Source organism: Novosphingobium sediminicola (assembly GCF_014196525.1).
Classification (GTDB): domain Bacteria; phylum Pseudomonadota; class Alphaproteobacteria; order Sphingomonadales; family Sphingomonadaceae; genus Novosphingobium; species Novosphingobium sediminicola.
In genome coordinates this window covers 37074-60127 of the sequence record NZ_JACIDX010000024.1, presented here as the reverse complement: position 1 = coordinate 60127, position 23054 = coordinate 37074, and the positions used below count along the sequence as shown (strand labels likewise).

The following is a 23054-nucleotide window of genomic DNA, read 5'->3' as shown; positions in this document are numbered from 1 at the left end:
AGATGCGCAAATTGGTTGAATAAGTCAACTATATTTTTTATGGATCAATTTGCCGCGCTGCGGCATTCCTACCCCCTCACTCTTCGCGCACGCACACCGCATACATCCGGTCGAGCAATTCGCTGAGCAACATCAATTCGGCAGGAGAAAGCTGGTGCAGCACGGCATTCTCTGTGGTCGAAACAACCGCGAAGATTTCCTCCAGTTCGCGCTCGCCCTCGGGCGTGATATAGAGCGCATGGCGCCGCCGATCCTGGGTTGAACGCTTGCGCGCGGCCCAGCCCCGGCGCTCCAGATCATCCAGAAGACTCACGGTCACCGACTTGTCCATGGCGATTTCGCGCGAGAGTTCGGCCTGCGAAATCCCCGGATTGGCCGAGATCAGCGCCAGCGAGGAAAACAGGCCCGAGCGCAGGCCGCGATTGGCCGTGGCATTGACGAAATCGCGCGAGAGCTGATTTTGCACCCGGCGCAGGCGAAAGCCGACATAATCGCCCAGCCGCCCCAGTTTCACGCCCGTTGCCGTCTCTGCCTTACTCATCCTCAAACCCGATCCCATTTAGTTGACATATTCAACGATTGAATTAATCTACCTTCTCGGTGACTCGGCTATTAGACGCCTCACGCAAGGTGATGTCAACGTGATGTCAATACCGGCCACCGCCACAAAGACCCGGCCATTCAAGCAAGCCGGCACCAAGGGAAGAGAGCAAGATGCCCGCACCACGGCAAGATGGCGTTCCAGATGGCGTTCGGGATGGCGATGAGGCCAGACCTTCTGTATTGCGCCGTATCGCCTATGGATTGGGCGCGGCCGGGCTGGGGTTGGCCGCATCGTCGGATTTCGTTGCGGTGGCGGGGCGCCATTTGGGGCTGCATCTGCTCGGCTCGATTGAACTGACGCAGACGGGCATCGTCTTTCTGGGCGCCGGGGCCATGCTTTACGCCACGCTTGAGCGCCACCATGCAAGCGTTCACATGGTCACTTCGCGCCTCTCCGCCCAAACTGCCGCCATGCTGCGCCGGATCATGTCGGTGGTCAGCGCCGCTGTGTTTCTGAGCGTCGCCATCGGCACGGCTTGGGTGATGAGCGACCTTTGGCACGGGTATGAAATGACCGAATTGCTGCAAATCCCGATCCGCTGGCTGCGCGCGCTTTGGCTGGTGGCCAGTTTCGCCATCGCCGTACTGTTTTTGCGTCAGGCATTCCAGAACTGTGGAGGCCAGGCATGAGCCCCGAACTGATTGGCGGGATCGGCATTGCCTTGCTGCTGGCGATGCTGGCGGGCGGGGTGCCGATCGGCATCGGGCTGATGCTGGCCGGGATCGGCGGCATGGCGGTGATGATCGCGCCCGAAGCCGCGCTCATCAAGGCGGGGGTCGTCTCCTATGAGGTGATTTCCAAATACGAACTGGGCGTGCTGCCGCTATTCCTGTTGATGGCGCATATCTGTTTCGCCGCCGGGGCCAGCCGCGATTTCTTTGCCGTGGCGGCCCGCTTTGTCGGCCATCGGCGCGGCGGGCTGGCGCTGGCCTCGATCGGCGGCTGCGCAGGGTTTGGCGCCATTTCCGGCTCGTCGCTGGCCACGGTCGCCACGATTTCCTCGGTCGCCCTGCCCGAAATGCGCAAGGCGGGGTATAATCCCGGCTTTGCGGCGGGCGCGCTGGCGGCGGGGGGCACGCTGGGTTCGCTGGTGCCGCCTTCGGGCGCGCTGATCGTGTTTGGCATCATCGCCGAACAATCCATCGGCAAACTCTTCGCCGCCTCGCTCATTCCCGTGGCGACGCAGGCGATCTCTTATCTCATCACCATCATCATCCTTTGCACGATCAATCCCGCCCTCGGCCCGGCCAGCACGCGCGCGACATGGGGCGAGCGCCTGCGCGCGCTGGTCAAGATCGCCGATATTGTCACGATGATCACCTTCGTCATCGGCGGGTTGATGATCGGCTGGTTTACCCCGACCGAGGCCGCCTCGGTGGGCGTGGTGGCCTCGTTGGGCCTGCTGGCGCTCCGCGGGGGCTTTACGCTTGCCGCGCTGAAACAGGCCGCCCATGCCACCTTGCGCACGGCGGGCATGATCTATGTCATCATCATCGGGGCGATGCTGTTCGCCACCTTCATCTCGATCACCGGCATCACCGAGGCCATGTCGGGCGCAGTCATCGGCCTTCATGCCAGCCCGGTTCTGGCGATCATCGTGATGACGCTGGTTCTGCTCCTGCTGGGCAGCTTCCTTGACGGCGTGGCGCTGATGCTGCTGACCACGCCGATCTTCCTGCCGATTGCCGAGCATCTGGGCTACAGCCCGATCTGGTTCGGCATCTTCCTTGTCCGCACGATGGAGCTGGGCTTTGTCCACCCGCCGCTCGGCCTCAACATCTATGTGTTGCAGGGCGTGGCCAAGGATCTCTCGCTGGGCACGATTTTCCGGGGGGTGATCCCCTTCCTCGTCGCCGATTTCTTTCATCTGGCCGCGATCATTGCCTTTCCGGCCATGGCGCTGTGGCTGCCCAAGATGATGGGGGCCTGATCCCATGCGCAAAACACTCATTATCGCTTTGGCCGCGCTGCTGGCGGGCTGCTCGGCCCCTGCTCCCAAGGCGGAATATACGCTGACCTATGCCAGCCCCTATCCCCCCACCCATCCTTTCAGCAAGGCCGACATCGCCTGGATGCATCAGGTGGAAAAGGACAGCGGCGGGCGCATCGCCTTCAAGCCCTATTGGTCGGGCGCGCTGATCTCTTCGGACATGAGCATCACCGAAATCCGCCATGGGCTGGCCGACATTGGCCTTATCACCCCGATCTACACGCGCGGCGGGGTCCATCTGCAGCGCGCGCAGGCGGGCTTCTATGGCGGCGTGAAAACCATGGAGGATCAGGTCGGGGTCTATGACTGTCTGGCCGCCCGCTTCCCGCAATTGTCGAATGAATTGTCGGGCCTGCATGTGCTGGCGGTTCAGGGCGGCAATTTCCCCGGCATCATGACACGCAACCGGCCCGTGCGCACGCTGGCGGACCTGAAGGGCCTGCGCCTGCGCGCCCAGACCGACAGCATCGACGTGCTGCGCGCGCTGGGCGCCGATCCGGTCAATATGCCGATGGCCGAGGTCTATTCCGCCTTGGCCAAGGGCGTGATCGACGGCGTTGTCGCGCCCGCTGACACGATCAAGAGCCTGCACTTCTCCGAGGTTGCCCATTATTTCACCACGCTGCGCCTCAGCCGTGGCGGATATCCGGCCCGCGCCATGTCCGACATCGCCTGGCGCCGCCTGCCGCCTGATCTGCAGAGCCTGCTCGACGCCGCCAAGCCCAAGTGGGAGGCGCAATTGAACGCCAACAATGCCAAGGCGGAAAAGGCCGGCATCGCCTTTGCGCAGGACCACGGGGTGACCATCATCCCCCTGCCCGCCGCCGACCAGACCCGTTTCGATGCGCTGTATAACCGCTTTGCCCTCGATCAGGCCCGCCGCCTTTCGGCCGTGGGCATCGACGGCGTACCAGTGTTCCGCGCTGCCCAAGCCCTCATTGCCAGCGGCCAGACCCGCTGCACCAAGGATATGCCCCATGACTGACCAGACCCGCCCGCTTGAGGGCCTGACCGTTCTCGACCTCACCCGCGCCTTGGCCGGGCCTTATGCCACGCTGCTGCTGGCCGGATTGGGGGCCAAAGTCATCAAGATCGAAGAGCCGGTGGGCGGCGACCTTGCCCGCGAAAACAGCCCCTATCTGGGCCGCGACGGCATCATGGTCGAACGCGCGCATGAAGATGACATCTCGCTTTCGCACCTGACACGGGCGCGGGGCAAATATGGCGTCTCGCTCAATCTGAAACGCCCCGAAGGCAAGAAGCTGTTCATGGATCTGGTGGCCAAGGCCGACATCGTGGTGGAAAATTTCACTGCTGGCACCGCCGACCGGCTGGGCGTGGGCTATGAGGCCTGCGCGCAGGTCAACCCGCGCATCGTGTTCGCCTCGCTTTCCGGCTTTGGCGCGAATGACCGTTCGGGCAAGGCGATGGATGTCATCATTCAGGCGCTGTCGGGCGCGATGTTCACCAGCGGCGAACCGGGCCATCCGCCCGTGCGCATCGGCATTCCGATTGCCGATATGCTGGCCCCGGTGTTCACCGTGATCGGCATCCTTGCCGCCATCGAACAGCGCCACCGCACCGGCGTGGGCCAGCATGTGGATGTTTCCATGCTGGGCGCTTTGACCTCCTTTGTCGCGATTGAAAACTGGTCCGCCATGGCCGCCGCCGGAATGCCCGCGCGCACCGGCCTGACCGTTCAGCGCCTCTCGCCCTTTGGCGTGTTCGAATGCGCCGATGGTTATGTGGCCGTGGTCGCGGTGCATGAGCCCCTTGCGCGCGGATTGTTCGACGCCATGGGCGCGCGCGAATTGGGCGAAGACCCCCGCTTTGCCAACCGCGACGCCCGTGTCGCCAATGCCGAGGTGCTGGAGGCCACGATCAATGCCTGGAGTCGTCAGCAAAGCGTGGCCGAGGTCTGCCGCCTGCTGGAGGAACGCGGCGTGCCGGTCGCCCCGGTGCGCCATCCCGAAGACGCTCTGGTCGACCCGCGCGTGGTCGAGCGCCACGAAACCATGGCGGTCGAACATCCCACCTATGGCTCTAATGTCGATCTGCGCACGGCCGGCATCCCCATCCAGTTCTCCGCCGCCAGCACCGGTTTCGACGATGCGCTGCCGGTCTATATCGGCCAGCATAATGAGGATGTTTACGCGCAATATCTCGGCCTCTCGCCCGATGATGTGGCGCGGCTGAAAAGCGAAGGCGTCATCTGATGCTTGCCTTCTTCCATCAGGTCTATGCCGATCCTTTGAGTGCGCCCGCCCGTGCGCCGATCATCCGCACGCTGGGGTTCGATGCGCCGCGCGCCGCGCTGCTGGGCGCCGGGTTTCAGCCGGTGCGTCTGGTCGCGCCGCGATTGGAGGCAACGCCCCGCGCCGATGCCGTGATGGGCCATGCGGCAATGGGCCATCGCGGCAAATGCCTGCTGGAAGTGCTGCTGTCATGGGATGACACGCCGCTGCTGATCACCGCCGCCGATGGCGAACAGCCGCAGATCTTCGCCGCCCTGCGCGAACTGGGGCGGCAGGGCGAGGCGGTGCCCCGGCATATGCATTTCCTAGATCTGCTGCACCTGCCGCGCGCCGCATCCATGGCCTATAATGAGGCGCGCATGACGCAGATGGGCGACTGGCTGGCAGGGCTTGGCACGGCTCCGGCCGAGGATGCCCAACCGTTGCTCGCGCATCAGGCCCATCTGCTCGACGCGCTGGGCGAGGCGCGGCGGCGGGGCAGGATCAGCGGCGCCGATGCGCTGGCCGTGATCGGCGCCTCGGCTATTCTCCACCCGGCGGATTACAACGCCGCGCTGGAAGAATTGCTGGTGGAACTGGTAGCGGCGCCAGAGATTCCAGGCAAACGCCTGTTCATCACCGGCACCCCGCATGAGGGCCTTGAACTCTATTCTGCCATCGAGGCCGAAGGCTGGCTCATCGTGGGCGAGGATCACGTATGGGGCCAGAGTTTCGCCCATGCCCCCTGCCCCCCGCGCATCGATATGGCGGGCGCGAAACGGATCGCCTCGGCGGCCACGGCCTGCGGGGTGGCGCATGTGCTGCACCTGTCCATCGGCGGCGATGAGGCCGCGCCGTGGCAAGAGGCGGCGATCCGCCGCGCATTACCCGATATGGCCTTTACCGCGCTGCGCAGCGATGCCCTGCCGGATGCGCGTTTTCTGCGGGCTTTGCGCGGAGAGGCCGAACCGCCCCGCGCACCTAAACCGCCCCGTCCCGCCCAGCCCAAAGGCGAAAAGCGCAGCCGCAAATCTCTGGAATCGGTCGCCAGTTTCAACGCCTATCAGCGCGAATGGTTTGCCGATCTGCGCGCCAAGGTCGCAGCGGGCAGCCCCTTTGCCATGGCCAATGCCAATGCCCCGCAGGAGATCCTGCGCGCATTGGACATCCCCTTTGTCGTCAACCAATGGTGGGCCTCGATCGTCGCGGCCAAGCAGCAATCGCGCCGTTACCAAACCCTGCTGCGCGACCATCATTACCCCGCCAATGTCGAGGCCTATTCCGCGCAGGGCATCGCCGCCGCCTTTGATGATGACGCCGAAAACGCGCCTTGGGGCGGGTTACCCCGGCCCGATTTCGTCCATGCCGTCGCCACCAGCGACCCGACCGCGCGCATCTTTGCCGAATGGGCGCAGGTGACGGGCGCGGCGCCCTTCGTCTATGAAAAGAGCAATGATCCGCGCATGGATCTCTATGGCGACTGGTGGGCGCGCCTGCCCGACCATTGGGAGGAAGCGCTCGAACCCGAGCGCATCGACCTGATGACGGCCGAACTGCGCGAGGTCATCGCCGGGATTGAGGCCAGGACCGGCCGCCGCTTTGACGAAGCCCGCTTTCGCGCCGTGATGGATCTGGTCAATGAGCAGGAGGATTATTACCGCAAGACCCGCGACCTGATCGCGCGGACTGTCCCGGCCCCCATCGGCATTGTCGATTCCATGCCCGCCACGATGGTGCCGCAATGGCATCGCGGCACGCAATGGGCGCGCGATGCGGCGCGGGCCTTTTATGAAGAGGTCAAGGCGCGGGTCGATGCCGGATTGGCCGCCTGTCCGGGCGAGAAGGTCCGCCTGATGTGGGTGGGCCGGGGTCTGTGGAGCGAGATGGGCTTCTACCAGAAATGGGAGGAGAGCCATGGCGCGGTCTTCGTCTGGTCGATGTATCTGGCGCTGGCCGCCGATGGCTATATCCGCGATATTGAGGGCAAGGATGCTTTGCGCGCGCTGGCCTCGCGCTGCATCACCATGGGCGACGAACTGCGGATGCCGACATGGGCCGGGCCCTGGTATGTGCATGAGGCCCAGACCCACACGATTGATGGCGTGGTGGCCCTGTCGGATGCCGATCCCTTTGTGGTGCGGGCGCTGCGCGAGGCGGGCTTTCCGGTGCTGGAGCTGACCGCCGACAATTTCAACCGCGAGGGCGAGGATGGCGCGGCGATTGAGGCCGCGATTACCACATTTATCGAGGGCGAGGCAGGCCAGAGGGCGGCGCAAAGATGACCGCTTTAACCGGCCTCAAAGTGGTCGATTTCAGCCGCTTTTTGCCCGCCGCCTATGCGTCATGGGTGGCGGCCGACATGGGCGCGGATGTGGTGCGCATCGAACACCCGCGCGAACTGGCCAAGGCCGAGGCAATGTTTGGCAAGGATGAGAACGAGGCCGCCGCCCTGCGCCGCCGCGCCCGCCCATCCTATACACGCGGCAAGCGCAGCCTGAAGATCAACCCCGGCCATGAGGCGGCGAAACCCGTGCTGGAAAAGCTGATCGCCGGGGCGGACGTGCTGATCGAGGATTATCGCCCCGGCGTGATGGAGGGCATGGGGTTTGGCGCGCAAAGGATGCTCGCGCTCAATCCGGGCCTTGTCTATCTCTCGGTCAGCTTTGCCGGACAGAGCGGGCCGCTGGCGGGCCGCGCGGGGCATGATCCGCTGGCTCTGGCGCTGGCGGGGGCTTTGTCGCGTATCAACGGCCTGCCTACCCCTTCCCTGCCCGGTTTGCAGGTGGCCGATGTGCTGACGGGCGCGCAAGGGACGATTGCCATGCTGCTGGCCCTTGCCGCGCGCGATCGCAGCGGGCGGGGCCAACATGTGGATGTGGCGATGGCGGATTCGTGCCTGCCGCTGCTGGCCGTGTCGATGGGGCGCTATGACGATCCCGACGCCGCGCCACCGCCGGGTCAGTGGCATCCGAAAGGCGGGGTTTGGGAATGCGCCGATGGGCAATTTCTGTGCACCACCGATATGGAGCCGGCCTATTGGCGGCGCTTTTGCGATTGCATCGGGCGGCCCGATTTCGCCGCCTTGCAGCACCGCGCCGATCAGCATCCGATGATGCAGACCCAAATCGCCGCGATCATGCAAACCCGCCCGCGCGACGAATGGGCGGCCATTTTGGCGCAATCCGATACTCAAGCCATGCCGGTCTATTCGATGGCCGAGGCAATTGCCCACCCCCACCACCGCGCGCGCGGGCGGATCGTGGAGGTGGCCCTGCCGGGGCAGGAACCGGTGACGCAATTGAGCCTGCCCTTTGGCCTGTCCGAAACGCGCAGCGTGCCGCCTCGCCCTGCGGGACACGCCGGGGCCGACAATCAGGCGATCCTGACAGAACTGGGCTTTGACCCGGCCATGATCGCCGCCAGCGGGGCGCTGGATGCAGGAGAGAGACAATGATGCCGCTTTCGGGCATTCGCGTGCTGGATTTCACCCATGCCATCGCCGGGCCGACCGCGACCATGACGCTGGCGCAACTGGGGGCCGAGGTTATCAAGATCGAGCCGCCGAAAAAGGGCGACGATTTCCGCCACTATACCGAACATGCCGGATTGCCGGGCATGTCGGTGCCCTTTGCCGCGGTCAATGCGGGCAAGCGTAGTCTGGCGCTGAACCTGAAGGACGAACGCGGGGTGGCCATTGCGCGCGATCTGGCGGCGCAGGTCGATGTGGTGGTGGAAAATTTCCGCCCCGGCGTGATGGCGCGGCTGGGGCTTGGCTATGAGGCTTTGTCCGCGCTCAATCCGCGCCTGATCTGGCTCTCGCTTTCCGGCTTTGGCCAGAGCGGGGATTTGAAGGATCGCGGCGCCTATGACCATATTGCGCAGGCGACATCAGGCATGGCGATGATGAATGCCACGCCCGATGGGCCGTTGAAAATCGGCATTCCGGTGGTGGACAGTTTCACCGGATACCTTGGCGCGATGGGCGTGCTGGCGGCGCTGCGGCGGCGGGATATGACGGGCGCGGGCGAGAAGCTGGATGTGGCGATGATTGATGCCGCGCTCAAGATCATGGGCGCTTCGGCCTCGGTCTGGGACTATACCGGGGCCTCGCCCAAGGGCACAGGCAATCGCGGGTTTCGGCTTGTGGCAACGGCGGAATATTACGCCTGCGCGGATGGCTGGATCGCCCTTGGCGCCAATCATCAGCATCAGATCGAGGCGCTGTTCGCCGCCCTTGGCGCGGGCGAGATGATCCGCGATCCGCGTTTTTCCAGCCACGGCGCGCGGGTGGAGAATTATGCAGCTTTGAAAGGCTGGCTGACGCAGGAAATGTTGAAATGGCGCGCGCAGGAATTGGATGATCGCCTGACGCAGGCTGGCGTCCCCGCCGCGCGGATCGGCGAGATTGGCGACATCCTTTCCCACCCCCATATGGCCCAGCGCGGGCTGATTTCGCACGCGCAATTGCCGGGGCATGATAGGCCGCTGGCGGTGCTGGGTCTGGGCATGGGGCCGGATTTTTGCGCCGGCGATGATGCGGGCATGGTGCCGCTGCTGGGCGCGGATGGCGATGCGGTTTTGGCAGAGATGGGGATGGATGGCGCGACCATTGCCGCCCTGCGCGATGAAGAGGTGATCGGATGAGCGCGACGCGGATATTGCTGCTGGGCGATCTCATCCTTGATGTGCCCGAACCGGACCACTGGCTGTCAGGAATCGCGCCGATCCTGCGCGGGGGCGATGTGGTGATCGGGCATCTGGAGGTGCCCTATACGACCTGTCAGGAAGAGGTGCCGGGCGATGTCCCCGCCCCCGGCGCCGATCCGGCGCATCTGGACGCGCTGGCCCGCGCCGGGATCACGGCGGTCAGCATGGCGGGCAATCACATGATGGATTGCGGCCCGGTGGGGCTGGCCGAAACGATGGCGGGGCTGGATCGCAACGGCATCGCCCATGCCGGGGCGGGCGTGGATCTGGAGGCTGCGCGCGCGCCAGTGTTCATCGCGGCGGGCGACAGGCGGATCGCCCTGCTCAGCTATAATTGCGTGGGGCCGGAATTGAGCTGGGCGGACGAAGGCAAGCCCGGCTGCGCCTATGTCCGCATCACGCCGCAGGATGGCAGCGCCAGCCGTCCGCAGGCGGAACTGGTCTATATCGACCCGGCATCGCAGGCCGCTATGGAGGCCGACATTCGCAGCGCACGGGCCGTATCCGATCTGGTCATCGTCGCGCTGCATAAAGGGATCACGCATCGCCCCGCCGATCTGGCGCCCTATGAGCGCCCCCTTGCCGCAGCGGCGGTGGCGGCAGGCGCCGGAGTGGTGGTGGGCCATCATGCCCATATCGCACGCGGGATCGAAGTGATCGCAGGCTCGCCGGTGTTTCATGGGCTGGGCAATGGGTGCGTCGTCACCCATGCGCTTTCCCCCGCGCAGGATCATCCGGCTAGGGCCGAATGGGTGGAGCGGCGCAAGAAGCTGTTCGGGTTTGAGCCTGATCCGGCCTATCCCCTCGCCCCGTTTCATCCTCAGGCGGTGAACGGCATGATCGGCGAAGTGATCTGGCATGAGGACGGCCGGGTGGATTTCGGGGCTATCCCGATATGGTTCGAACCGCCAGGGCGGCCTGTTCCGGCGGGCGAGCGGGCCGAAACCGTGCTGGCCTATATTGAGGCGATTGGGGCGAAGGCCGGATTGCCGCCGACAGTTTTGCGATAGAAGGCAGAGCAACATCATGAAAGGACCCGGCAGGCAACTGTCGGGTTCTTTTGTTTTGGGCATGGCTGCGAATCTTTTACGGCCATTCGTTTCACAAAGTGGGATTAACTCCCACATAACGACCGTTAAACTATGTTGTAATTTGCCATTGGCATGATAATTTATCGTGATATTTCAGCATCTAATGGCCAATCAGCAATATTTTGCAATCCGCCTTGCCAAGTGATTATCTTGGCGATAGGTTCATAATGCGCTCGATAAGTTCATATTGAGCAACATTAAAAATGATAACAGGGAAGGTTGTCCACCATGGCTTCAAAGGTTCACCTTTGGCGGTGTTCGTCTGCGTCCGCCGCGCTCATCATCGCGCTTGTCACCCCCACTCTGGCCCATGCGCAAAGCACGCCCAGCAATCCTGACATCATCGTCAGCGGCATTCGCCAGAGCCTTGCCAATGCCTTGAACACCAAGCGCAATTCCGATCAGGTGGTCGATGCGATTTCTGCCGAGGACGTGGGCAAGTTCCCGGACAAGAACGTTGGCGAAGCGCTGCAACGCATCACCGGGGTCCAGATCCAGCGCGCGGGCGGCGAGGGTTCTGCGGTTTCCATTCGCGGCGTCGATCCGGGCCTGATCCGCGTTGAAATCAACGGGCAATCCACCCTCTCCACCGCCGCAGGCCCCGCCGCAGGATCGGCCACCAATCCGGCGGTCGAATTCCGCGACATCCCGGCCGAATTCATCAGCCGCCTCGAAGTCGTCAAATCCGCCACCGCCGACATGACCGAGGGCGGTCTGGGCGGCACGGTGCGCATCATCACCCGCCGCCCGTTTGACACGAAAAAGGACTATCTGGCCGGATCGGTTCAGGGCGTTTACGGCACGCTGGGCGACCGGCTCGACCCCAAATTCGCGCTGATCGGCAGCCATCTTTTCGCGCATGATACGCTGGGCGTGCTGCTCTCGGCCACCTATGAAAAGCGCAGCCTGTGGTACGATCAGGCCAAGACCACCGGCTGGCGCCAGATCCGCCAGGTGGGCGCGGCGGCCGCCACATGCAGCCAGACGGTGCAGACCGGCTGCGTCGATCTCAACCATGATGGCACCGGCGATTTCTATCCCGACATTCCGCGCTATGCGATGTATCGCGAGCGCACTGAGCGCTATGCCTTCAACGGCATTGTCGAATGGCGGCCATCCGACAATTTCCGCCTGTTCTTTGACAACACCTATACCCGCGGCCAGCAGACGCTGAACTCGCAGCTTATGCAGATCAACACGTTTTCGGCCCTGACCTCGGCTTTGACGCTGGGCAATGACACCAGTGTCAACGCCGGAAACGCGGCCAGTTACGTGCAGTTCCAGCAAACCCCGGTGGCCAATCCGAACAGCACCAATGCGCTGGGCGTATCCTATCGCAACATCAACGGCACGATCGACCGCCAGACCTATACCGGCACGCTGGGCAGCGAATGGCATGTCAGCCCCAAGCTGACCCTGCGCGCGCGCGGCGGCTATTCATGGGCGCGCGCCTTCAACGATGAAATCGACGTGGTGGGCACGCAATATGGCCTGACCTCGGTGACGGTGAATTATCGCAATCCGGCCGGCGCCCCCAACATCAGCCTGTCGACCGACCCCACCAACCCGGCGGGCATCAACAATCTGCAAATCCAGCACAAGCCGCGCCTCAATGTCCAGACCGAGCGCAATTTCCAGTTCGACGGTGACTATGACGTGGGCGGCTTCCTGAAACAGGTGAAATTCGGCGTCCAGCGCCGCGTGACCGATCTCAACTCGATCTATCACGACGGCACCGTCACCTATGAAGGCTATACCGCCACCAGCGGCGTGGGCGACATCAAGACGCGCACATGGGCCACCGGCACGGCGGTCGATGCCGTCACCTCGACGGCCACCAATGCCGCGATCCTCTCGCAAATCCAGTCCTATGTGAAATATGCCGATCTTGGCGATCACAACTTTTTCTCGACCGGCAATATCGGCTCGACCAATATTCAGCGCTGGCTGAACATGAACATGGCCATCGCCAATGCGGCGGGCATCCCGTCGACCTATGGCACGAACAACTGGTCGCCGGGCGACACCTATGATGTGAAGCAGAAGAACTGGGCCGGATATGTCTCGACCAAATGGGGCTTCACCCCGTTTGACCGCAATCTGGCCGTGGTGGTGGGCGCGCGCCTGATCCGCATGGAAACCATCGCCTCGGGCTATAATATCAACACCAGCGCGGGCACTTTCGCCCCCGTCACCTTTACTGGCGCTCACACCTATGTCCTGCCATCGGCCAATCTGCGCTATGAACTGGTGCCCAACAAGCTGATCCTGCGCGCCACCGCCACATCCGTGGCCGCAGCCCCCGATCTGGCCAAGATTGCGCCGTCCATGTCGCTCAACACGATTGCGCTCACCGGATCGCGCGGCAATCCCAAGCTCAGCCCCTATACCGCCCAGCAATATGACCTTGGGCTGGAATGGTATATCTCGCGGGTGAATTATCTGTCGGCCACGTTCTGGCGCAAGGATATTCAGGGCTTCCCCTATAAGCTGGCCACGACCGAGAATTACAACGGCAGCGATTTCACCATCTCGACCTATTACAACAGCGCCGCCCCGGTTCAGATCAACGGGTTCGAGGCGGGCCTTGTCTATGGCTTCGACTTCCTGCCCGGCGTGTTCAAGAACATGGGGCTTCAGGCCAATTACACCTATGCCAAGGATCGCGGCTTTACCACGGCGGGCTATTACAGCGGTCAGGCGCTGGGCTTCCCCGGCCTGTCGCGCCACAGCTATAACCTGTCCGCCTTCTATGACGATGGCAAGCTGAACGCACGCGTCTCGTATAACTGGCGCTCGCGCTATAATATCGGGCCGGAACGCGACAATCTCAACGCCTTTGGCCGCCCCTATGGTCAATGGGACGCCTCGTTCAGCTATAAGATCGGCGATCATTTCACAGGCTTTGTCGATCTGGTGAACATCACCGGGGCCCAGCGCATCGAAGACGAGGAAAGCGCCTATCGCGTCTCCACCGTCGAAACCTATGGCCGCCGGGTCTATTTCGGCGTCCGGGCCAAGATGTGACGCCCGGCAGGCGGCGCGTGAGATTTCCTCTCCTGCTCTGCGCCGCCTGTTGTCTGCCGGGCGTGGCCGATGCCCGCCCGGCAGACTGGCGTATCGAGGCAGAGGCCCCGGCCCACGTTGCCTTCTCGCATGGTGGCATCGAAATCGACACGCCCAAGGGCCTGACGCTCTGGTATCGCCGCCGCCTCTCCGGCCCGGTGCGCATCAGTTTTGACGCCAAACCCATCGCCCATGGCGGCCCCAATGATACGATCAGCGATCTCAATGCCTTCTGGATGGCGCGCGAGAAGGACGGTTCCGATCCCGCGCCGCGCTCCGGCCGGTTCGAGGATTATGACACGCTGCAAACCTACTATGTCGGCATAGGCGGCAATCGCAACACCACCACCCGCCTGCGCCGCTATGTTGCAACGCCGGGAATGCGCCCACTGCTGCCCGAACATGACCGGGGCGATGCGCGCCTTGTGCCGGACCGCTGGACGCATATCACCCTGATTGCCGATGGCGCGACCATTGCCGTGGACCGCGATGGCGCGCGCCTCTTTACCCTTACCGACCCTGCCCCCTACACATCCGGCTGGTTTGGCCTGCGCTCCACATGGAGCCACTGGGCCTTCCGCCATATCCGCATAAAGGCCCAACAATGACCACTCGCCGCGATGCGCTCAAACTTGCCAGCCTGATCCCCGCCGCCGCGCTTGCCCCCCGCATCGGCCATGCGGCGCCCGCGCCAAATCCCGCCCCGGCGCATTGGCTGGAGGGCCGTCCCGCCATGGATCTGGGCCACAGTTTCGGCGTGGCATGGCCGCGCGGCGCGGTGTCTCGGCGTTCGGGCTTTAACCTTGCCGCCAAAGGTGCGGCCATCCCGGCGCAAAGCTGGCCCACCGCCTTCTGGCCCGATGGTTCGATCAAATGGAGCGCCCATGCCCTGCCAGCCGGCATGGGCGATGCCGTGCCCGATGGCATCACGGTGGCCCCCGGCGCGCCGGGCCCCGCGCCCGCCGATCCCATCCGCATTGAACAGGCCGCCGATGGCATCCGCCTCACCTGCGCCGGGGTGACATGGGATTTCGCGAAATCGGGCGATGCCGTGATCCGTTCGGCCAGCATCAGCGGGCGGACAGTGATGGGGCCGGTATCTTTGGTGGGCCAGATGGGCGCCGCCTTTGCCGGTGTGGTCACCCGCCTGACGCTGGAGCAAAACGGCCCGGTGCGCGCAGTTATCAAGGTCGAGGGCGTCCACCGGCAGGGGCAAGACGCCACCCTGCCCTTCACTCTGCGCTTCTATGCCTATGCCGGGGCGCGGCATCTGCGCATCGTTCACAGCTTCATCTATGACGGCGATCCGGCGCGCGATGCGATTGCCGCGCTGGGCCTGTCGGTGGCCGTGCCGATGCGTGATGCGCCCCATGACCGCCATATCCGCATGGCCAGCGATGGCCCCCTGTTTGCCGAGGCCGTCCGCCCGCTGACCGGGTTGCGCCGCGATCCGGGCGCGGCCTTCCGCGCCGCGCAGATCGAGGGCCGCGCCACGCCCCCTATCGCGCAAATGGCTGCGGCGGTGCGCGACAAATTGCAGTACATCCCCACATGGTCCGACTTCTGGCTGGAACAGGCCAATGCCGACGGGTTCCGCATCGAAAAGCGGACCGAGGCGAACATGGCATGGGTGGCATCAGCATCGGGCCATCGCGCGCCGGGCCTTGCTTATGTCGGCGGCCCCAGCGGCGGCGCGGCCATTGCCCAGCGCTGGTTCTGGCAAACCTGCCCAAGCGCCTTGTCGGTGCGTGATGCGGCGAGCGATACCGCCCATCTCACCGCATGGCTGTGGAGCCCGCGCGCCGAGCCAATGGATCTGCGCCCATGGCGCGGGGTCAATGGGATGGAGTCCTATGACGCGCAAAATCAGGGCCTGGACATCACCTATGAGGATTACGAACCCGGCTGGGGCAGCGCGACCGGCATTGCCAAGACGCATGAACTCACCCTCTGGGCCTGCGAGGCAACGCCCGCCAATGCCATGATGGAAACCATGGCCGCCGCCAATGCCGCCTCGCCCCGCCTGATGGCCGCGCCGGAGCATTTGAACAAGGCGGGCGTGTTTGGCGACTGGTCCCTGCCCGACCGCTCCAGCCGCAACCACGCGATTGTTGAGGATCAGCTCGAACGTCTCGTCGATTTCTATGCGGGCGAGGTGGACCGGCGCGGCTGGTATGGTTTCTGGAACCATGGCGACATCATGCACACCTATGACGCCGACCGGCATCAGTGGCGCTATGACATCGGCGGCTTTGCATGGGACAACAGCGAGTTATCGCCCGACCTGTGGCTGTGGTATCAGGCTTTGCGCACGGGCAGCGCCCAGCCCTTCCGTCTGGCCGAGGCGATGACGCGCCACACCTGCGAGGTGGACACCTATCACCTTGGCCGGTTCAAGGGGCTGGGCACGCGTCATGGGGTGCAGCATTGGGGCGACAGTTCGAAGCAGCCGCGCGTGTCCAATGCCATCTATCGCCGGATCTATTTCTATCTGACGGCGGATGACCGGGTGGGCGATCTGATCGCTGATCTGGTGGACAGCGACCGGACGCTGGACCATGTGGAAATCGGCCGCAAGGTGCCGGGTGCTAAAGCCTATACCGGGCCAAAGGGCACGTTCGACATGGGTTTCGGCCCAAGCTGGACAGCCGTGGTCGGCGCATGGCTGACGCAATGGGAACGCACCGGCGACACCCAATGGCGCGACCGGATCGCGGCGGGGATGCAGACCATCGGAGCGATGAAATATGGCTGGCTGGTGGGCGGCGCGCCCTATGATCCGGCCACACATCGGTTCCTTGGCAAAGGCGACACGATCGGCATCAGCCACCTCTCCTCCGTCTTCGGCGCGACCGAGATCAATGCCGAGATCATCAGCCTGATCGACATTCCCGCCTATGAGCAGGCATGGGTCACGTTCTGCCAATGGTACAATGCGCCCAAGCCCGATTTCCTCGCCAAATTCGGCCCGCCCTTTGGCTCGCGCAACTTGCGAGAGGCCTATTCGCGCATGACCGCCTATGCCGCCCGCGCGCGTCATGATCGCTCCTTGATGGCGCGCGCGGTGGAGGAATTTTTCTCCGGCGACGAGGGCCTTGGCACATGGGATCACGATCCGCGCGTGCATCTGGGCAATCAGGTCGAATGGCCGCGCCTGTCCACCAATGCCGCCGCGCAATGGGGGCTGGCCGCGATCCAGATGCTGGCGCTGGCAGGTGCAGAAATCGACTCTGCCCATATCCCCGCCCATCGCAACAGCCCGCAGGAACCGCGCCATTGAGGATCGCGCTGGCCCTGCTGCTTACGGCCTCGCCCGCCATGGCGGCAACCGCGCGGGTGGAGGATGGCGGCGCGCTGGCCGATGGGCGGCATGTGGCGGCCATCGTGCTGAACAATGGCGCGGTTTCGGCGCGGATCCTGGCCTATGGCGTCACGCTGCAAAGCCTGATCGCGCCGGATCGCCATGGCCGCCGCGCCGACATCGTATTGGGCCATGATACGGCGGACGAATATGAGGCGCATCAGGATTATCTGGGCGCCACCGTGGGCCGCTATGCCAACCGGATCGCCGGGGCGGAGTTCGCGCTGGATGGCATGACCTATCATCTGCGCCGCAATGGCGCAGGGCCAAATTCGGTGCATGGCGGCGGGCTGGGCTTTGACCGGCAAGTCTTCGATGTGGCCGAGGTGCATGGCGGCAAGGATGCGATGGTCCGCCTGACCCACACCAGTCCTGATGGCGACAGCGGCTATCCGGGGGAGCTGCGGGTTTCCATCACCTATCGGCTGGATGCCAAAGGCGCGCTGACCATCCGGTTTGAGGCGGAGACGACCAAGCCCACCATCGTCAACATCACCAATCATGCGCTGTTCAACCTGTCGGGCGAAGGCGCTGGCCGGACGGCTACCATGGCGCGGTTGACCATCCCGGCCAGCCGCATGGTGCCGGTGGCGCGGGGCAATCTGCCCACGGGAGAGTTACGCGATGTGGACGGGACGGTGTTCGATTTCCGACATCCGCGCATGATCGAAACCGCGATCCGCGATGGCCGCGAACCGCAGATCGCGCAGGCGCGCGGGTTTGATCACAGCTTCATGCTGGATGCGGGCCTGACCGCCCGGCCCCATCTGGCCGCGCGCCTGACGGATGCCACATCAGGCCGTTGGCTGGAAATGTGGACCACCCAGCCCTCGGTCCAACTCTATACCGGCAATTATTTCGATGGCAGCAAACCGGGCAAGGCGGGGCATCTCTATCGCATGGGCGACGGCGTGGCGCTGGAACCCGGCCTGCCGCCCGATACGCCGCATTTACCGCAATTTGGGTCGGCCCGCGTCGATCCGGGCCGACCCTATGTGCATGTCATGATCTACCGGGTGGGCATCTTGCGCTGAACCGTCGGGCGATGGGCCAGCAGCGAGAGCGGCACCGCATCGGCCATCGCGGTAAAGCCCTTGTCATTGGGATGCAGATGGTCGCCTGAATCATACACCGGATTCATCACCAGCGGATCGGCCTTGTCCCGCATTGCCGCGTCCAGATCGACCATGCCGTCGCTCTGCTTCTGCTCGCGGATCCAAGTGTTGATCTTCTGACGCTGCGCCTCGCCCCATTCGGACCAATAGCCCGCACCCTTATACGGCAGGATCGTGGCGAGGATGATCTTGACGCCATGGTCATGCGCGCGGATCACCATCTGGCGATAGGCGTTGATCACGGCCTCGGTGTCGAAGCTCTCATGCCGTTTCTCGCGCCATGCCGCGCCAATGTCATTGACGCCCTCCAGCACGATCACATGGCTGGCGCCGGGAATGGCCAGCACATCGCGGTCAAACCGGGCCAGAGCATTGAGCCCCGCCCCATCGGCCAGCATCCGGTTGCCCGAAATGCCCACATTGGCCACACCCACGTTCAAGCCCGATTTTTGCAGCCGCGCGGCAAATTGATCGGGCCAGCGCATGTCGGAATCAACACTGGCGCGCACGCCATCGGTGATCGAATCGCCAAAAGTGACGACGGTGCGCAAAGGTGTTTTGGCCTCCACATCGACGCCCGAAATGACAAAGCGCCGCTCAACCGTGGCAACCTCGGACAATTCGGGCTTTTCCACCTGATCGCCGGGCGCCAGTTGCGTCTTGGCCGCGCCAAAGGAATGGAACGCGCCCAGCACCTGACCCGGCGCTACATGGAACGATACTGCGATCCGCGCCAAAGGTTTGACCGGCATGCGCAGCCAGTCGCTGATCATCGGAGCATGGGCCGGGATGGTCACGCCGGGCCGCCCGCCAAAGCTGATGCTGCGGGTGGAACCGGGGAGCACCGCCCCCTTGGCATCGACCAGCGCCACGGCAAAGCGGTCGATGGTCAGAGCGCTGGCGCTGTCCTGATTATCGAGCACCAGCCGCAGCCGATCCCCGCCCGCCGAAAGGCGCAGGATCTGACGCACCGTGGCATCGGCAATCGAGGGCGGCGCGTAGGGCGCGTCCGCCGCAGGGGCCGCCTGCATCGCCACGCCCCAGCTGCGCGCCACGCCCGCATGGGCCGGGATGGCGGCGAGCAGCGCGGCCAGCAACAAAGCATACCTCACTTGGCGGTTTCCACCGCATAGGTGTGAGTGGTTCCTTCGAAATTCGCGCGGAAAATGATCCATTTGCCATCCGGGGTAAAGGTCATGTTGGGTTCGGTCTTGTAATTGTTGGCGCGCATATCGACCAGCTTTTCCTGATCGAATGTGCCCGGCACAATCAGCTTGTCCGCGTCCGCCGTTGGGATTTCGGCATCGTCAGGGATCATGCGCGGGGTAAACAGATAGAGATATTTGCCGTCGGGCGCATGGGCCACCATCTCGCTGTCTCCGCCATCGCCGGTGAAGAGTTTGAGGTCCGGCGACTGGTTGTAATGCACCGACCACTGGTTGCGCTCCAGATGATACCAGGTCCGCCGCCCCGTGCGCACATTATAGCCCGCCAGCCAGAACACCTGGCCTCGTGGGGTTTGCAGATCATACCAGATCGTCTCGCCATCGGGGCTGAAGAACTCATGGCCCGCGATCTCATTGTTCATCGTGCGGGTGTGGACCAGTTTCTTGCCCGTGCCATCGGTGCGGATGGTCCAGATGCGGTCCACCTCGTGCCACGGCCCTTCGTGACAATACATGATGAGGCCGGGGTCCTTGGGCGAGAATTGCACATGGTTGAGCCAGTCATTGCTGGCCACGATAGTTTTGCGCTCACCGGTGACGAGGTTGTGGGTGAAGACCTCCATCGGGAAACCGGCATGCAGCCGCCGGTGCAGCGAGCGGGTTTTCGCATCGGCATAGGTATAGGGCGTGCCATCGGGCCGGTTTTCGGCATAGGTATTGCCGCCCGCCACCGCATTATTCCCCTGATCCGCGCGGACCAGCGTGCCATCCGGGTTCACCTTGGCGGGGGGCAAAGTATATTGCCCCAGCAGCAGCGTTTCATCGGCATTGATCGAGCCGATCGAACCGCCCGCCACATCGGCCACCTTCTTCGCCTTGCCGGTGTCTACGTCCACCGCATAGACCTGAAACGCCCCACCCGCATCATCGCGCGCGCGGGTGGCGTAATAGGCGTTGCGGCTGATATGGCCGGTAAAAAGCAGGTTGAGATGCGGCCCCGGCACCAGCAATTTGATCGACCAGTCGGACAGCGTCACCACGCTGATCCCATCGGGGGTCTTGATGACCATCTTGTCACCCTTGGGGGTAAAGGCGCTTTGCGTGAAATAGAGATTCGAGGTTCCGCCCTGCGTGCTGATGCGCACAATACGGTGGCCGGTGGCGGGGTCGATCCATTCCTTGGCCGGTTTGGCCAGCGCCGGGGCGGCCAGAACAGAAGCAGCCAGCAGGCCCGTCAAAAGGCGGAAACGCATCCGAAAATCTCCCATGAATCGGTGCGGCGCTATCATTGCCGCTTGTCGATGGCGTTTTACATAGTATAAACGCAGTCCACAATATGAATAATTGCGCCGCATGGTGAAACGCCATTCCGGCCCCAAGGGAAAAGGATAGCGTGATGGCGCAACCGGCGGCAAGACCGGTCCGTTTGGTCAATTACCTGGCCTATGGCGCGAATGACGTGCTGGGCGCGGGGTCGATGGCGGTGATCTCGGCATGGGTGCTGATCTTCTACACGCGGTTCTGCGGATTGTCCGCCGGACAGGCCGCGCTGATCTTTGCCGTAGCGCGCATTCTCGATGCGTTTGTCTCGCCCACCATCGGCCATATTTCGGACCATTTCGACCGGCACGCGTTGGGGCGGCGGTTCGGGCGGCGGCGGTTTTTCGTGCTGGCGGCGATCCCCCTGCTGCCCACATTCGCACTCATGTGGCTGCCGGGTCAGACCTTCTGGTATTATCTTGTTTCCTATGTGCTGTTCGAACTGACCTATGCGCTGGAAATCATCCCCTATGAAACGCTGGCCGCCGAAATGGCCAGCGACTTTGCCACCAAGGCGCGTCTGGCCGGGGTGCGCATTCTGTTTGCGCAGGGCTCGGCGATTCTGGCCGGATTTCTGCCGCTCTGGCTGATCAACTGGCTGGGGCGCGACAGCCCGCATACGTTCCTGATCATGGGGGTGATCTTTGCCGCGCTGTTCATGGCGACGGCGGGCTTTCTCTATGCGTTTAGCTGGGAGCGGCAGCGCCCCGTGCCGCCTAAGCCCGCTGCGGGATCGCCGCTGCTGCATCTGTGGCGCAATCTGTCCTCCACCTTGCGCATTCGGGCGTTCCGGCTGCATCTGGGCATGTATCTGGGCGGATATATCTCGCAGGATATTTTCAACGCGGCCTTCACCTTCTTCGTGATCTTTGCGCTGGCCGGATCGACGCAGGCAGCCTCCGCCCTGCTTGGCACGATGTATATCGTCCAGCTATTTGCGGTGATGCTGGCCATCCGCATGGCACTGCGCTCCAGCCCTTCGCGGGCCTATCGCATGGCGGCGGTGTGTTTTGCGCTGGGCGTGGCGGCGCTGATCGGCCTGTGGTGGGCGGGTCTACCTGCCACATCGGGCTGGATCTGGATCGGCATGGGGCTGGTAGGGCTTGGGCGCGGGGCGCTCAATTACATCCCGTGGGCGACCTATAATTACATGGCCGATGTGGACGAGATCGTCACGGGCCGCCGCCGCGAAGGCTCGTTTGCGGGCGTGATGACCTTTATCCGCAAGGCCACGCAGGCCGCCGCCGTAGCGCTGGTCGGCCTGTTGATGGATGCGGGCGGTTTCGCGCCCAAGGCGGACGTGCAGAGCCATGGCGCGGTGCTGACGCTGGTGCTGGTGATGGGCATTGGCACATGGGCGATGCTGGGCTTTGGCATGGCCGTCTCGCGCCGCTTCCGCCTCAGCCGCGCCACGCATGGCGTGCTGATGGGCGAGATCGAGCATCTGCGCAGCGGCGGGCGCGAGCCGACCAGCGCGCAGGCACGCGATGTGGTTCAGGACCTGACAGGCTGGGACTATGAGAGCCTGTGGGGCAACAATCCGGTGGGAGGAAAATTGTGAAACATCTGTTGCTGCTGGCCGCGGCCAGCCTGTCTGTCGCCGCCGCGCCCAAACCGGCGGCCAAGCCCGCGCCCAAATCCGAACCGGCGCGCATCCTGATCGCGGGCGATTCCACGGTTCAAACCTATGCCGCCGAACGTTATCCGCAAGGCGGCTGGGGGCAATTCCTCGCCTGCGGCCTGTCGGGCGATGCGGTGGTGGTCAATCGCGCCATAGGCGGGCGATCGACCAAGAGCTTTATCAATGAGGGCCGATGGGACCGGATGATGGGCGAGGTCCGCGCGGGCGACACCGTGCTGATCCAGTTCGGCCATAATGACGCCACCAAGGCCAAGCCCGAGCGCTTTGCCGATCCGGCGATGTATCGCGACAATCTGCTGCGCTTCATCTGGGAAACGCGCGGGCATGGCGCTTTTCCGGTGCTGGTGACACCGGTGGCGCGGCGATCCTTTGACGCGGCGGGCAAGGCGCGGGCCGATTTTGCCGAATATTCCGCCGTGATGCGCGAACTGGCCGCCACGACGCAAACGCCGTTGATCGACCTTGAGGGCGCCTCGCGCAATCTGCTCGACCGGATGGGGGCAGACAAGGTGGTGGTCTATTACATGAACCTTGCGCCGGGCGCTTATCCCGCCTTCGCCGCCGGGCTGAAGGATGACACGCATTTTACGGAACTGGGCGCACGGACCATGGCCGATCTGGTGGCCGAGCAGCTCTCGGGCCTGTCTGTTCCCGCCGCGAAGGCCGTGCTGGCGCAGCGGCCCGATCTGGAGCGTGAGACGCCGTTGGGCAAATACGCCTGCCATTGATGGCCCAAACGAAAAGGGGCGGCGGACCTG

17 protein-coding genes are annotated in these 23054 nt (G+C 63.9%); 14 read left to right on the top strand and 3 right to left on the bottom strand.

The window, feature by feature from the left end:
* Positions 1-76: 76 nt before the first annotated feature.
* Positions 77-541, bottom strand: coding sequence for a MarR family winged helix-turn-helix transcriptional regulator (locus GGR38_RS21925; protein WP_172340848.1), 465 nt, complete (start codon positions 539-541; stop codon positions 77-79).
* Between the two features lie 173 nt (positions 542-714).
* On the opposite strand from GGR38_RS21925, the gene GGR38_RS21920 reads away from it, so the two are divergent.
* The 12 genes from GGR38_RS21920 to GGR38_RS21865 all read left to right on the top strand — a co-directional run bounded on the left by GGR38_RS21920 (position 715) and on the right by GGR38_RS21865 (position 18087).
* Positions 715-1233, top strand: coding sequence for a TRAP transporter small permease (locus GGR38_RS21920; protein WP_183628803.1), 519 nt, complete (start codon positions 715-717; stop codon positions 1231-1233).
* The gene (locus GGR38_RS21915) at positions 1230-2534 is read left to right on the top strand and encodes a TRAP transporter large permease (protein WP_246405179.1); all 1305 of its coding nucleotides are present in this window, start codon (positions 1230-1232) and stop codon (positions 2532-2534) included. The genes GGR38_RS21920 and GGR38_RS21915 overlap by 4 nt, the downstream gene beginning before the upstream one ends.
* 4 nt (positions 2535-2538) lie before the next feature.
* The gene (gene dctP, locus GGR38_RS21910) at positions 2539-3579 is read left to right on the top strand and encodes a TRAP transporter substrate-binding protein DctP (protein ID WP_183628801.1); all 1041 of its coding nucleotides are present in this window, start codon (positions 2539-2541) and stop codon (positions 3577-3579) included.
* Positions 3572-4810 (top strand): CaiB/BaiF CoA transferase family protein, encoded by a 1239-nt coding sequence (locus tag GGR38_RS21905; protein WP_183628799.1) that lies wholly within the window; start codon positions 3572-3574, stop codon positions 4808-4810. The genes dctP and GGR38_RS21905 overlap by 8 nt, the downstream gene beginning before the upstream one ends.
* Positions 4810-7110, top strand: a complete 2301-nt coding sequence (locus tag GGR38_RS21900) for a 2-hydroxyacyl-CoA dehydratase family protein (protein ID WP_183628797.1) — start codon at positions 4810-4812, stop codon at positions 7108-7110. Before GGR38_RS21905 ends, GGR38_RS21900 begins: the two co-directional genes overlap by 1 nt.
* Positions 7107-8282: a CaiB/BaiF CoA transferase family protein gene (locus GGR38_RS21895; protein ID WP_183628795.1), complete on the top strand. Its 1176-nt coding sequence runs from the start codon at positions 7107-7109 to the stop codon at positions 8280-8282. The genes GGR38_RS21900 and GGR38_RS21895 overlap by 4 nt, the downstream gene beginning before the upstream one ends.
* Complete coding sequence (locus GGR38_RS21890) at positions 8279-9472, top strand: CaiB/BaiF CoA transferase family protein (protein ID WP_183628793.1); 1194 nt, start codon at positions 8279-8281, stop codon at positions 9470-9472. Before GGR38_RS21895 ends, GGR38_RS21890 begins: the two co-directional genes overlap by 4 nt.
* Positions 9469-10545 (top strand): CapA family protein, encoded by a 1077-nt coding sequence (locus GGR38_RS21885; RefSeq protein ID WP_183628791.1) that lies wholly within the window; start codon positions 9469-9471, stop codon positions 10543-10545. The genes GGR38_RS21890 and GGR38_RS21885 overlap by 4 nt, the downstream gene beginning before the upstream one ends.
* Before the next feature lie 309 nt (positions 10546-10854).
* Positions 10855-13653, top strand: coding sequence for a TonB-dependent receptor (locus tag GGR38_RS21880; RefSeq protein ID WP_183628789.1), 2799 nt, complete (start codon positions 10855-10857; stop codon positions 13651-13653).
* A 17-nt stretch (positions 13654-13670) separates the two neighbouring features.
* Positions 13671-14300: a DUF6250 domain-containing protein gene (locus GGR38_RS21875; RefSeq protein WP_183628787.1), complete on the top strand. Its 630-nt coding sequence runs from the start codon at positions 13671-13673 to the stop codon at positions 14298-14300.
* Positions 14297-16972 carry an exo-rhamnogalacturonan lyase family protein gene (locus tag GGR38_RS21870; protein WP_183628785.1) on the top strand — a complete coding sequence of 892 codons (2676 nt, stop codon included), beginning with the start codon at positions 14297-14299 and terminating at the stop codon, positions 16970-16972. The genes GGR38_RS21875 and GGR38_RS21870 overlap by 4 nt, the downstream gene beginning before the upstream one ends.
* A gap of 38 nt (positions 16973-17010) precedes the next feature.
* On the top strand, positions 17011-18087 hold the full coding sequence (locus GGR38_RS21865) for an aldose epimerase family protein (RefSeq protein WP_246405190.1): 1077 nt from the start codon (positions 17011-17013) through the stop codon (positions 18085-18087).
* Here the strand turns inward: GGR38_RS21865 and GGR38_RS24310 are convergent.
* Together GGR38_RS24310 and GGR38_RS21855 are read right to left on the bottom strand one after the other, a co-directional pair.
* On the bottom strand, positions 18063-19280 hold the full coding sequence (locus GGR38_RS24310; protein WP_183628781.1) for a GDSL-type esterase/lipase family protein: 1218 nt from the start codon (positions 19278-19280) through the stop codon (positions 18063-18065). The two genes, GGR38_RS21865 and GGR38_RS24310, sit on opposite strands and share 25 nt — an antisense overlap.
* Positions 19277-20587, bottom strand: a complete 1311-nt coding sequence (locus GGR38_RS21855) for an oligogalacturonate lyase family protein (RefSeq protein ID WP_183628779.1) — start codon at positions 20585-20587, stop codon at positions 19277-19279. The genes GGR38_RS24310 and GGR38_RS21855 overlap by 4 nt, the downstream gene beginning before the upstream one ends.
* A 143-nt stretch (positions 20588-20730) precedes the next feature.
* Here GGR38_RS21855 and GGR38_RS21850 point away from each other — a divergent pair, with 143 nt between their 5' ends.
* Both GGR38_RS21850 and GGR38_RS21845 read left to right on the top strand, forming a co-directional pair.
* A complete protein-coding gene (locus GGR38_RS21850; protein ID WP_183628777.1) occupies positions 20731-22215 on the top strand; it encodes an MFS transporter in 1485 nt (494 codons plus the stop codon).
* Positions 22212-23024, top strand: coding sequence for a rhamnogalacturonan acetylesterase (locus tag GGR38_RS21845; RefSeq protein WP_343059198.1), 813 nt, complete (start codon positions 22212-22214; stop codon positions 23022-23024). The genes GGR38_RS21850 and GGR38_RS21845 overlap by 4 nt, the downstream gene beginning before the upstream one ends.
* The last annotated feature ends 30 nt before the right edge of the window (positions 23025-23054 follow it).

What these genes read in the sequence shown, in the direction of transcription:
- GGR38_RS21885 (WP_183628791.1), top strand. Translation starts at nt 9,469, where the DNA reads ATGAGCGCGACGCGGATATTGCTGCTGGGCGATCTCATCCTTGATGTG.
- GGR38_RS21895 (WP_183628795.1), top strand. Translation starts at nt 7,107, where the DNA reads ATGACCGCTTTAACCGGCCTCAAAGTGGTCGATTTCAGCCGCTTTTTG.
- GGR38_RS21890 (WP_183628793.1), top strand. Translation starts at nt 8,279, where the DNA reads ATGATGCCGCTTTCGGGCATTCGCGTGCTGGATTTCACCCATGCCATC.
- GGR38_RS21865 (WP_246405190.1), top strand. Translation starts at nt 17,011, where the DNA reads ATGGCGGCAACCGCGCGGGTGGAGGATGGCGGCGCGCTGGCCGATGGG.
- dctP (WP_183628801.1), top strand. Translation starts at nt 2,539, where the DNA reads ATGCGCAAAACACTCATTATCGCTTTGGCCGCGCTGCTGGCGGGCTGC.
- GGR38_RS21905 (WP_183628799.1), top strand. Translation starts at nt 3,572, where the DNA reads ATGACTGACCAGACCCGCCCGCTTGAGGGCCTGACCGTTCTCGACCTC.
- GGR38_RS21880 (WP_183628789.1), top strand. Translation starts at nt 10,855, where the DNA reads ATGGCTTCAAAGGTTCACCTTTGGCGGTGTTCGTCTGCGTCCGCCGCG.
- GGR38_RS21900 (WP_183628797.1), top strand. Translation starts at nt 4,810, where the DNA reads ATGCTTGCCTTCTTCCATCAGGTCTATGCCGATCCTTTGAGTGCGCCC.
- GGR38_RS21920 (WP_183628803.1), top strand. Translation starts at nt 715, where the DNA reads ATGCCCGCACCACGGCAAGATGGCGTTCCAGATGGCGTTCGGGATGGC.
- GGR38_RS21850 (WP_183628777.1), top strand. Translation starts at nt 20,731, where the DNA reads ATGGCGCAACCGGCGGCAAGACCGGTCCGTTTGGTCAATTACCTGGCC.
- GGR38_RS21915 (WP_246405179.1), top strand. Translation starts at nt 1,230, where the DNA reads ATGAGCCCCGAACTGATTGGCGGGATCGGCATTGCCTTGCTGCTGGCG.
- GGR38_RS21925 (WP_172340848.1), bottom strand. Translation starts at nt 541, where the DNA reads ATGAGTAAGGCAGAGACGGCAACGGGCGTGAAACTGGGGCGGCTGGGC.
- GGR38_RS21870 (WP_183628785.1), top strand. Translation starts at nt 14,297, where the DNA reads ATGACCACTCGCCGCGATGCGCTCAAACTTGCCAGCCTGATCCCCGCC.
- GGR38_RS21855 (WP_183628779.1), bottom strand. Translation starts at nt 20,587, where the DNA reads ATGCGTTTCCGCCTTTTGACGGGCCTGCTGGCTGCTTCTGTTCTGGCC.